10 protein-coding genes are annotated in these 10,110 nt (G+C 74.7%); 5 read left to right on the top strand and 5 right to left on the bottom strand.

Annotation, left to right across the window (positions count from 1 at the left end; translation table 11 throughout):
* On the bottom strand, positions 1 to 648 hold a 648-nt coding region (locus B0E54_RS02325), incomplete at its 3' end, for a LysR family transcriptional regulator (RefSeq protein ID WP_234581551.1).
* Between the two features lie 51 nt (positions 649 to 699).
* On the opposite strand from B0E54_RS02325, the gene B0E54_RS02320 reads away from it, so the two are divergent.
* Together B0E54_RS02320 and B0E54_RS02315 are read left to right on the top strand one after the other, a co-directional pair.
* On the top strand, positions 700 to 1,614 hold the full coding sequence (locus tag B0E54_RS02320) for a serine hydrolase (protein ID WP_234581550.1): 915 nt from the start codon (positions 700 to 702) through the stop codon (positions 1,612 to 1,614).
* Positions 1,615 to 1,768: 154 nt separating this feature from the next.
* Positions 1,769 to 2,746 carry an MBL fold metallo-hydrolase gene (locus B0E54_RS02315; RefSeq protein WP_234581549.1) on the top strand — a complete coding sequence of 326 codons (978 nt, stop codon included), beginning with the start codon at positions 1,769 to 1,771 and terminating at the stop codon, positions 2,744 to 2,746.
* A gap of 32 nt (positions 2,747 to 2,778) precedes the next feature.
* On the opposite strand, the gene B0E54_RS02310 is transcribed toward B0E54_RS02315, so the two are convergent.
* Genes B0E54_RS02310 through B0E54_RS02300 form a run of 3 tightly spaced genes read right to left on the bottom strand, consistent with a single transcriptional unit; the run spans position 2,779 to position 5,170 of the window.
* Positions 2,779 to 3,318, bottom strand: a complete 540-nt coding sequence (locus tag B0E54_RS02310) for a DUF1697 domain-containing protein (RefSeq protein WP_234581548.1) — start codon at positions 3,316 to 3,318, stop codon at positions 2,779 to 2,781.
* 29 nt (positions 3,319 to 3,347) lie between these two features.
* On the bottom strand, positions 3,348 to 4,016 hold the full coding sequence (locus B0E54_RS02305; RefSeq protein WP_234581547.1) for a response regulator transcription factor: 669 nt from the start codon (positions 4,014 to 4,016) through the stop codon (positions 3,348 to 3,350).
* Positions 4,013 to 5,170 carry a sensor histidine kinase gene (locus B0E54_RS02300; protein ID WP_234581546.1) on the bottom strand — a complete coding sequence of 386 codons (1,158 nt, stop codon included), beginning with the start codon at positions 5,168 to 5,170 and terminating at the stop codon, positions 4,013 to 4,015. The genes B0E54_RS02305 and B0E54_RS02300 overlap by 4 nt, the downstream gene beginning before the upstream one ends.
* 169 nt (positions 5,171 to 5,339) lie before the next feature.
* On the opposite strand from B0E54_RS02300, the gene B0E54_RS02295 reads away from it, so the two are divergent.
* From B0E54_RS02295 to B0E54_RS02285, 3 genes are read left to right on the top strand one after another with little or no spacing between them, the layout of a single operon-like run.
* On the top strand, positions 5,340 to 6,092 hold the full coding sequence (locus tag B0E54_RS02295) for an ABC transporter ATP-binding protein (RefSeq protein WP_234581545.1): 753 nt from the start codon (positions 5,340 to 5,342) through the stop codon (positions 6,090 to 6,092).
* A complete protein-coding gene (locus tag B0E54_RS02290) occupies positions 6,086 to 8,515 on the top strand; it encodes an ABC transporter permease (protein WP_234581544.1) in 2,430 nt (809 codons plus the stop codon). The genes B0E54_RS02295 and B0E54_RS02290 overlap by 7 nt, the downstream gene beginning before the upstream one ends.
* A gap of 48 nt (positions 8,516 to 8,563) precedes the next feature.
* Complete coding sequence (locus B0E54_RS02285) at positions 8,564 to 9,544, top strand: hypothetical protein (RefSeq protein ID WP_234581543.1); 981 nt, start codon at positions 8,564 to 8,566, stop codon at positions 9,542 to 9,544.
* Here the strand turns inward: B0E54_RS02285 and B0E54_RS02280 are convergent, their stop codons facing one another.
* Positions 9,545 to 10,108 (bottom strand): heme-binding protein, encoded by a 564-nt coding sequence (locus tag B0E54_RS02280; RefSeq protein WP_234581542.1) that lies wholly within the window; start codon positions 10,106 to 10,108, stop codon positions 9,545 to 9,547.
* Positions 10,109 to 10,110: the final 2 nt, after the last annotated feature.

Genomic DNA, 10,110 nt, shown 5'->3' with positions numbered 1-10,110 from the left:
CCACCCGTGCCGCCGGCACACCGCGAGCAGGTGGTCGTGCCAGCCCGGCGCGGTGGCCCGGGGCGCGGCCACCAGGTCCAGGCCGGCGAGCGCCGCGAGCGGCACCTCCCGGCCGCGGGCCAGCGGCGACGTCCGCGGCAGCAACACCCCCAGTGGTACGTCCACCGGGGCCCCGAAGCGCAGCCCGTCCGCCTCGACCGGATGGTGCACGAGCCCCACGTCCAACCTCCGCTCGGTGAGCATCCGCACCTGCTCGGCGGTGGTCAGCTCGTGCAGCTCCACGTCCAGGCCGGGCGCTCGGCCGGTGAGCTGGTCGAGCAGCGCGCGCAGCGTCACCGCGGGGGTCTCGGGCGGCACTCCGGCCCGCAGGATGCCCAGCTCGCCCGCGCGGACCTGCCCCATGAGGTTGCGCAGCCGGCCCTCGCCGGCGAGGAGTTCCTCCGCCTCGGCGAGCAGCAGACCGCCGGCGGTGGTGAGCCGCACCTGGCGGCGGGAACGGTCGAACAGCTCGACCTCCAGCTCCCGTTCGAGGCGCTGGATCGACTGGCTCAACGGCGGCTGGGCCATTCCGAGCAGTTCGGCCGCCCGCCCGAAGTGCAGCTCGTGGGCGACCACCACGAAGTGCCGCAGGTGCCGGAGCAGGTCCACGGCCGGACCCTACGCCAGCGGCGGACCACCGCCACTGGATACCGTGCCCGGGTGGATGTGGGGGAGCGGATCGAGGCCATCTTCGCGGGCGTCGGGGTGACGGCCAGCCTGCACGCCGTCGACCTGGACGCGGTGGACGTCGACGCCGTCGACCCGGCCGGAATGGACCGGCAGGTCGGGGTGCGTGCCGACGAGCAGGTGGTGATCGCGTCGATCTTCAAGATCCTGCTGGTGCTGGAGTTCGCCCGGCAGGTCGACGCCGGCCAGCTCGACCCCACCGAACGGGTCCTGGTCACCGCCGCCGACCGGCTCGGCGGGTGGGGGCTGGCCGGCTGCGTCGACGACGCCGAGGTGTCGCTGCGCGACCTCGCGTACTTCGCCATGTCGGTGAGCGACAACACGGCCGCCGACCTGCTGCTGCGCCGGGTCGGCCCGGACCTGCTGCCGATGCTCGCCGCCGAGCTGGGCCTCACCCGCACCCGCGTTCTCGGCGGTCCTCGGGAACTGGTCGAGATGATGCTCGCCGACGTGGGGGCGCGGACCGAGGCGGAGTTCGCGCGGATCTTCCCGACCCTGCCGGCGGCGCGCGTCCAGGCCATGCGGGTCTTCGATCCCGCGCACACCACCAGCAGCACCGCCCGGGAGATCACCCGGCTGCTCACCCTGATCTGGCGCGACCAGGCCGGCCCGGCGGCGGCCTGCGCGATGGTCCGCACCTGGATGGCCCGGCAGCTCTTCTGGACCCGGCTGGCCGCCGGGTTCCCGCCCGGCGTCCGGGTCGCCGGCAAGACCGGCACCCTGCCCGGCCTGCACCTGGAGGCTGGCGTCGCCGAATACCCCGACGGCGGCCGGTACGCCATCGCCGTCTTCGCCCGCGCCGACGAGCTGACCCCGCGCCGGATCGACGTGGACCTGGCGATGGGAACTGCCGCCCGGACGGCCGTCGAGGCGCTGCGCGGCGAGTGAGTTTCCGGGCGTCCGAGCGCCGAAGGGGTGGCTGCTGAGCAGGCACGATATGCAGTGACGTATCGGAGCTGAAGGCGTTCGATCTTGGACCGGGGCGCGGTGGCGCTGGTTGGCTCGTGCTGACCGATCACCCGAGCACGGGGAGTAGATCCGCATGTCCAACCTCGACCGTCGTCGCTTCCTGCGCGACGCCGCCGCCACCACCGCCCTGGTCTCGGCCGGCGGCCTCGCCGCCACCGCGGCCACCCCGGCCCAGGCCGCGCCGCCGGCCGCCGCGCCGACGCCCGCCAGAGGCCGCACCGGCGCGGTCAGCTTCCGCTGGTGGGGTACGGCCGGCTGGCGCATCGACATCGCCGACCGGACCGTCCTGGTCGACCCGTTCCTCAGCCGGATCGACACCGGGCTGTTCAACCCCCCGTTCCGGACCGACGCCCCGTTGACCGTGCGTACCGACGTGATCGACCCGCGCGTCGACCGGGCCACGACCATCCTGGTCACGCACACCCACTGGGACCACTTCATGGACGTCCCGTACATCGCCGGGCGTACCGGCGCGCGGGTGTTCGGCACGCTCACCGCGTACCACCTGGGGTTGGCCTACGGCCTGCCGTCGACGAAGCTCAGCGCCGTCAAGGGCGGGGAGGTGCTCGACTTCGGCGACCACAGCATCGAGGTCGTCGGCTCGCTGCACAGCCGCAACGCGTCGTACTCCGTGGCCTTCCCCGGGGTGCGGGTGAGCCAGCCGGCGCAGCCGGCGACCATCGCCGACCTCCCGGAGGGCGACACGCTGGGCTACCTGCTGCGGGTCGAGCGCGGCCCGTCGGTCTACTTCACCGGAGCCAGCGACGTCGCCGAGCGCAACCTCACCGGCCTGTCGCCGGACGTGGCGATGGTGGCCATGCAGAGCGCCACCACCACCGGCGACTACCTGCCCCGGCTGCTGGCCGGTCTGGACTACCCGAAGGTCGTCGTGCCGGTGCACTGGGACAACTTCGAGACGCCGTTGCAGAATCCGCCGGTCGTCGCGCCGGCCGACCGCGACCGGCTCGACGCCATGATCGCGGCGGTGCGTCGGATCTCGCCGCGCAGCCGGGTGCTGGTCCCCGAGTACGAGACCGCGTACCACTTCTGACCGGTCCCGGGCGGGCGTCCGCGCCCGCCCGGTCAGCCGGCGGCCATCTCCGCCAGGGCGCGCACCGACTTCCAGTTACGGGTGGTCGCCACCACGCCGAGCTTCTTCTCCAGGTAGGCGTTGGTGAACTTCGTCCGGCCGTAACCACCGTCGGGGAAGTGCAGGTAGACCTCCCGGCCGGTCACCGTGAACGACACGTTCTCACCGCCGGGCACGGCGAGCGCGTCCACCACTGCCTTCGCCGGAGGGGTCGCCAGGAACGCCACCAGCAGGAGCTTCGGATCGTCCTCGACCTCGGCGTACGGGTTGCCACCCGCCACCGCCGCCAACTCCCGGCCGCTGCGTACCAGCACCGGCACGGTCAGCCCCAGTTCGTCGGTGAGCGCCCGCTCGATGCCGGCGGCCAACTTCTCCGCGTCGCGCACGGTGCTGCCGAAGGCCACGTTGCCGCTCTGGAGGTACGTCTCGACCGCCTCGTGCCCGAGGTCGGTGACGATCCGGCGCAGGTCGGCCATCGCCAGGCGGGTGGTGCCGACGTTGACTCCGCGCAGCAGCGCGACGTACCGGGTCATGTCTCCTCCTGGGTGCACGGCCGACCGGCTCAGCGTAGGCCGCCCGGCCCCACCAGTCCCGTCTCGTACGCGACGATGACGAGTTGCGCCCGGTCACGGACCGCCAGCTTGGTCAGCAGCCGCCCGACGTGTGTCTTGACGGTGGCCTGGCTGAGGTTGAGGTGCGCGGCCAACTCCGCGTTGGACAGGCCCCGGGCGATCAGCGCCAGCACCTCCCGTTCCCGGTCGGTCACCCCGTCGAGCTGTCGGGGCAGCGGCCGGGTCGGCTCCGGCTGGCGGGCGAACTCGTCGATCAGCCGGCGGGTCACCGTCGGCGCGAGCAGCCCCTCCCCGGCGGCGACCACCCGGATCCCGGTCAGCAGGTCCGCCGGTGGGGTGTCCTTGAGCAGGAACCCGCTGGCCCCGGCGCGCAGCGCCCCGTAGACGTACTCGTCGAGGTCGAACGTGGTCAGGATGATGACCCGGGTGCCGGCCGTCGCCGGGTCGGCGCAGATCCGCCGGGTCGCCTCGATGCCGTCCATCTCCGGCATCCGGACGTCCATCAGCACCACGTCCGGCAGGTGCTGCCCGGTCAGCGCGACGGCCTGCACGCCGGTGCCCGCCTCGCCGACCGTGGTGCAGTCCGGGCTGAGGTCGACAAGCAGCCGGAAACTGCCGCGCAGCAGCGCCTGGTCGTCGGCGATCAGGACGCGGATCACGCGGCCACCCGGTAGGGCAGGCTGGCCGTCACCGCGAAGCCACCGTCGGAGCGTGGGCCGGCGCGGAACTCCCCGCCGTGCAACGCCACCCGTTCCCGCATCCCGATCAACCCGTGCCCCTCCCCGCCGAGCAGGACCGGACGCTGGCCGTCGTCGGTCACCTCCACCCGCACCTCGTCGGGCAGAACGGTAACCGTGGCCCGGCACGCCGCCGGCGCCGCGTGTTTCACCACGTTCGTCACCGCCTCCTGCACGATCCGGTACACCGCCAGGCCCACCGACTCCGGCACCGCGCCGACCGGCTCCTCCCGCCGCACGTCGAGCCGCACGTCGACGCCGCCCATCGCCGCCTGCCGGGCGAGGACCGGCAACTCGTCCAGCCCGGGCGTCGGCGCGTACGGGCTGTCCGCGCGCAGGACGCCGAGCACGCGACGCACATCGGTCAGCGCGGTGCGGCCGGTCTCCTCGATGACCCGGAGCGCGGCGCCCGCCTCGCGCGGGTCGGCCTCGGCGACGTGGTTGGCGACGGCAGCCTTCACCACGATGAGACTCAGCGTGTGCGCGACCACGTCGTGCAGCTCGCGCGCCACCCGCAACCGCTCCTCGGTGGCGGCCTGACGGACCAGCTGGTCGCTCTGCCGGGTGGCGAGGGCGCGTCGCTCCCGGATCAGCCAACCGATCACCCAGGCCGGCGCGACCATGACTGTGGCGTAGACGACCGCCCCGGTCCGCGACCAGAGGTCACCCGCGGTCAGCACCAGGGCGACGCTCACCAGAGCGAGACAACCGGCGGCGCAGAGCAGCGACGGGCGCGTGGTGGTCGACACGGCCACCGTGTAGAAGGACAGGCTGATGGCGACTGCCGGCGCGGCGGCGGCGAAGTTGGGGATCACGCCAGTGATCAGGGCGACGGTGGTGACCGCGCTGATCGCCACGGCGACGGGGATCGGCCACCGTCGCCGGGCGGCCAGCGGCAGCCCGATGGCCATCCCGACGAGCACCGACACCCAGAGCGGTTCGTCCACGCCCCCGTGCAGCGGTGACTCCAGCGCCGCGTACGGGCAGAGCAGCCCACCGACCGCCACGGCGAGCACGGCGTCCACGATGTACAGGTCCACCGGCCGCAGCCGCCGGGTCAGCAGGAGAGCGGTCACCTGTCAGACCGTATCGGCGGGGCGGCCCGGCCGCGTCCACCCGTGGGTGGTCATCCCCGAGGACGACCCGGTGGGGTTCGCGCGCCGTCGAATCCGCCCAGGGGAGGGCCGGAAAGTGCCCGCCCCGGCACGACGCGCCGCACCCCCCGTGTTCGGCACCGTGACGGTCATGACCACAGACACGGTGACCCTGACGGGGCTGCGGACGGTGTACGGCACCGGAGACCGGCGGGTGACGGCGCTCGACGGCGTGACCACCAGCTTCGCGGGCGGCACGTTCACGGCGGTGATGGGCCCCTCGGGCTCGGGAAAGTCCACCCTGCTGCACTGCGCGGCGGGGCTGGACCGCGCGACCGAGGGGGTCGTCACGATCGACGGCGTCCGCCTCGACGACCTCGGCGAGGACGAGCTGACCCGGCTGCGGCGCGACCGGATCGGTTTCGTGTTCCAGGCGTTCAACCTGGTGTCCACGTTGACCGCCGCGCAGAACGTCGAGCTGCCGTCGCGCCTGGCCCGCCGCCGCCCGCCGGCCGCGGACGTCGCCGCCGCCCTCGACGCGGTCGGACTCGCCGACCGGGCCGGGCACCGGCCGAGTGAGCTGTCCGGCGGGGAGCAGCAGCGCGTCGCCGTGGCCCGCGCGTTGATCACCCGTCCGGCCGTGGTGTTCGCCGACGAGCCGACCGGGGCGCTGGACAGCTCGGCGTCCCGGCAGGTGCTCCGGCTGCTGCGCGCGCTCGTCGACGACCACGGGCAGACAGTGGTGATGGTGACCCACGATCCCGCCGCCGCCGCGTACGCCGATCGGGTCCTCCTGCTCGCCGACGGTCGCGTCGTCGACGAGCTGACCGGCCCGATCACCGCCGCTGCCGTCGCTGCCCGGATCGCCGAGCGGGAAACCGTTCCGGCGGAGTCGTCGTGGTGAGCGTCCGGCGGTCGGCCAGCGCGTTCGTGGCCGTCGCCATCGGAGTCGCGCTCGTCGCGGCGGCCACCCTGCTCCTCGCCTCCGGGCGTCCGCAGGTGCCGGACCGGTTGGCGCGGGCGGCGGTCGTGGTGCAGAGCCCCGAGGCGGGCGCGTCGGCCGACGCCTTCGTGCCGACCCGGCCCTGGTCCGCCACGGCGACCGCGGGACTCGTCGGCCGGCTGGCAGCGCTGCCCGGTGTCGCCGCCGTGGTGCCGGACCGGACCTTCTACGCCCAGCCGCTCGTCGACGGTCGGCCCGTGGCCGCCGACACCCGACGGGAGGACGCCCACCAGGGGCACGGCTGGTCCAGCGCCCAGCTCGGTGGGCTGCGCCGCACGGCCGGCGAGCCGCCCCTGAGGCCCGGCGAGGTCGTCGTCGACCGCGCGCTCGGGCTGCGGACCGGCGCACCGGTCACCCTGCTGACCGCCGCCGGCCCGGAGGCGTACACCGTCACCGGTCTGGTCGACGGGCCCGGCGTCCTTGTCGCGGACGAGGTCGCCGCCGCGCTCGCGCCCGGTGTCCGGACCATCGGGCTGGTGCTCGCGCCCGGGGCCGACCCCGAGCGGGTCGCCACGGCGGCGCGCGGAGTCGTCGGCGGCGACGGACAGGTGCTCACCGGTGCCGCTCGCGGTGCGCTGGAACCGCGCGGCGACGCCCGTACCCGGTGGATCGGCATGCAGGTGCTCACCGCCACGGCGGCCCTCGCCGGCTTCGTCACGGTGTTCGTGGTCGCCTCCACCTTCGCGTTCACCATCGCGCAGCGCCGCCGCGAGCTGGGCCTGCTGCGCGCCGTCGGCGCGACCGGACGTCAGGTCCGCCGCATGGTGTACGCGGAGGCGCTCGCCGTCGGCGCCGCAGCCGGGCTCGTCGGCCTGCTGGTCGGCGCGGCGCTCGCCCCGCTGCTGGGTCGGCTGCTCGTCGACGTCGGCTACGAGCCGTCGACCTTCCGGGTCCGCTATGAACTCTGGCCGGTCGCGGTCTCGTTCGCCGCCGGGCCGGTGATCGCGCTGCTGGCCGTCTGGTCGGCGTCCCGCCGAGCGGCGCGGGTCCGCCCGCTGGAGGCGTTGCGCGAGGCCGCTGTGGAACAGCGCCCAATCGGGCGGGTTCGCGTCGCAGTCGGGGCGCTCCTCGTCGCGGCGGGGCTCGCCCTCAGTGTCGGAACGGCGACCGCCGACGAGGCCCGGATCGCCGCGCAGTACGCCCTGTACGCGGTGATGGCGCTGGTGGCCGGTGCCACAGTGCTCGCCCCGGCGGTGGTCGGGCCGGTCGTACGGCTGCTGCGGTCGCCGCTGCGGCGGCCCGGAGGCGCGATCGGAATGCTGGTCCGGGGCGGGGCGTTGACCGCGACCCGGCGGACCGCCGCCATCGCCGCGCCGGTGCTGCTCACCGTCGCGTTCGCGGTGCTGGTGTCCGGGATGGTGCGCACGACCACCGCCGCCTACGCGGCAGGTCGGGCCGACAACGTCAACGCCGGCTGGATCCTGGTGCCCGACCGGGCACCCGGCCTGTCGGACCGGGCCGTCGCCGCGACAGGTGGCACCGCCCTCCTGCCCACCACCGTCTACCGCACCGATCCCGGAGAATTGCCGGCGGACCGGCCGCTGACCGCGCTCGGCGTGGAGCCGGCCGGCTTCGCCGCCGCGAACCGGGCGCTCACCGTCGTCGCCGGCTCGCTCGACGACCTGCGCGGTGACGACACGGTGGTGGTCACCGAAGCGGCGAACCTGCGGCCGTCCGAGGCGTACGCGGTGGTCTTCGCGGACGGGACGTCGGTGTCGCTGCGCGTCGTCGCCGTGGTCAGCGACACCTCGATCCCCGGCGACCTGCTGGTGCCCCGGGCCGTGGTGCGTACGCACGACCCGTCCGCGCTCACGTCCACGGTGTACGTCCGGGACCGGATCGACCCTCCGGCCGGCGCGCGGGTCGTCGACGTCGCCACCTGGGCGGCCGAGGCGGACGCCGCCGAGGACCGTCTCGTCTGGCTCTTCACGTTGCTGCTCATCGGGGTGTCCGCCGGTTACGGCGCCATCGCGGTGGCCAACACGCTGCTGTTGGCCGCTGCCGGCCGCGCCGCCGACCTGCGGCTGATCCGGTTGGCCGGGGCGACCCGACGGCAGGTCCTCTGGCTGGTCACGGCCGAGTCGGCGGTGGTGGTCCTGATCGGCGCGCTGCTGGGTGGGGCTGTCGCGTTCGTCGGTCTGCTCAGCATCCGCGCCGGTCTCGCCGAACAGGTGGGTGCCCCCGTCGACCTGGTGGTGCCGTGGTCGGTGGTCGCCGGTGTGGTGGGGCTGTGCCTGCTGCTCGCGGCGCTGGCGAGCGCGTTGCCGACGTGGCGGTCACTGCGTCGTCGTCCCGCGCGGTCATCGGTCGGCGTCGTCGGGTGACCGCGTCCCCGGCCCCCGGGTGACCGGTCGGGCCGTTACCGTCGACGGATGAGATTCGCGCGCCCGGTCGGGCTGCTCCTGGCTGCCGCCGCCGTGCTGATCTGGGCGGTCGGCATGGCGGTGTGGCAACCGTTGACCGAGCCGATCGGCCCGTGGTCGGAGCGGCTGCCGGGCAACAACGCCTACTGGGCACGGGATCTGCGGTTCGTGGCGATCGTCGCGATCGTGCTCGGGTTGCTGCTGGCGGGCCGGGGGCAGCTCCGGTGGGGCGCTCCGGCGGTCGTGCTCGGTGGGCTCTGGATCGCGGCCGACGTGGCGATCGACCGGGCGGACCCGGCCGGCACGGGGTCGACGGTCCTGCTCGCCGTCTACGGTGCGGCGGTGCTCGGCGTACTGGCGGCCGTCCTGGTGTGGCGGGATCGGGGCCGGCCCCCCACCACCGACCGACGGGTGTTGACCGGCGCGGCCTGCGTGGCCGGGGTGCTGGCGGTGGTGGCGGCCGGCATCGAGTCACCTACCGACCGGGAGCCGGAGCTGACGCCGGCGGCCTTCGCCACCGGCGTGCTCCTGGTCGCCCTGACCGTCGTCGTCGCCCTGGCGGCGGCGCCGGCCCGCACCCGGGGCCGCCGCCTGCTGGCCGTCGGGCTCGGCGCGGTCGCCATCGGCGGTGTCGCGCTGGTCCGGGCGGTCCCGCCCGGCCCGCGCATCCTGCCGATGATCGCGCTCGGCGCGGTGCTGCTCACCGGCGTCACCCTGCTGGCGTGGGACTGGCCGGGCGGTCGACCGGCCTGGCGGCAGCACGCGCTCGCCGGTCTCGCCGCGCTGGTGGGCCCGGTGCCGATGCTGCTGGCCGCGGCCGTCGCCATGATGGTGCTGCTCCCGGTCGGCGCGACGTTCACCGCGCTGGCCGGCAACAGCCCGATCAACTCCGCCGACTCCGACCTGCTGCTCTCGCTGGCCGGGCTGCTCGCCGGGCTGGGAATGGGGCTGCTGCTGGCCTGGCCGGCGGTCGACAACCGTCGCCGCTAGCTACTCCACGACGGGCAGCACTACCTCGTTGCGGCGCAGGAACCACGGCTTCCACGGCGGGTCGAAGCGCGCGTACCGGATCGCGCCGGTCGGTTGCAGCCCGGCCGCGGTCACCGACCGGCCGAGCATGGTGGCCCGCTGACTGAACGCCTGCTCGGTCCACCGCCCGGAGAACCGCATCGCCGCCGCCAGGCGTGCCGGGACCTCGTGGACGCGCACCCGGGTGTCCACCGGCTCGGGCAGGGTGGCGGTGGTGAAGGTGGCCGGCATGACGAACTGGATCAGGTACGCCCCCGGCCGCTCGCCCTCGATCTGGACCACCGGCACGGTCATGGCGATCTTCTCCGAGTCGCCGGCCGCCGATATCGGCGGTCCGGCCGAGCCGATCGGGTGCCGGGCCCGGTTGGCGCCGCCGAGGTAGGCGGCCAGCGGCCGGAACGCCTCGATCGGGGCCCGGGTGAACGACGCCTGGATCTGCATCTCGGCCACCAGATGAGCCGGGTAGCGGCGCAGCTCGAAGCCGGGGTGTCGGGACACCACCCGGTACGGCTGCTGCTCGGTCATCG

Origin of the sequence: Micromonospora sp. MH99, assembly GCF_021442385.1 — a bacterium.
In the GTDB taxonomy this organism is placed as follows: domain Bacteria; phylum Actinomycetota; class Actinomycetes; order Mycobacteriales; family Micromonosporaceae; genus Micromonospora.
The sequence above is the reverse complement of the archived record's forward strand: the minus strand, read 5'-3'. Positions and strand labels throughout refer to the sequence as shown.